Here is a 561-nt window from a genome sequence, read left to right on the forward strand (position 1 = left end):
CGGTAGCGCTTTTTAAACCCAAGACAAAAGCTGCTCCTGCCAAGAAGGTCGCAGCGCCAAAGCCAAAAGTTGAAGATGGTATTTTCGGCACATCAGGAGGTATCGGGTTTACCAAGCAAAACGAGCTCTTTGTTGGCCGTGTCGCTATGATTGGTTTCGCTGCGTCGTTGTTGGGAGAAGCAATAACAGGAAAGGGAATTCTACAACAACTTAATTTGGAAACTGGGATTCCGATTTATGAAGCCGAGCCTCTTCTTCTCTTTTTCATTCTTTTCACCCTCCTAGGAGCCATTGGAGCTTTGGGTGATCGTGGTCGGTTTGTTGATGAGCCCCCCACGGGTCTAGACAAGGCCGTTATTGCCCCAGGCAAAGGATTTCGATCAGCATTGGGTCTTAGCGAAGGAGGTCCATTGTTCGGATTCACCAAGTCGAACGAGCTCTTTGTTGGAAGGTTGGCCCAGTTAGGTATCGCTTTCTCGTTGATTGGAGAAATCATCACAGGAAAGGGTGCTCTTGCACAACTAAACATTGAGACAGGACTCCCCATTAGCGAGATTGAAC

Annotated in this window: 1 protein-coding gene; it reads left to right on the plus strand. The window is 48.1% G+C overall.

Translation table 11 applies throughout. The features are described 5' to 3' along the window. The coding region (locus FQP90_RS23065; protein ID WP_208760078.1) for a chlorophyll a/b-binding protein at positions 1 to 561 on the plus strand (561 nt) is incomplete at both ends.

Origin of the sequence: Paenarthrobacter nitroguajacolicus, assembly GCF_007786235.1 — a bacterium.
Taxonomy (GTDB): domain Bacteria; phylum Actinomycetota; class Actinomycetes; order Actinomycetales; family Micrococcaceae; genus Arthrobacter; species Arthrobacter nitroguajacolicus_A.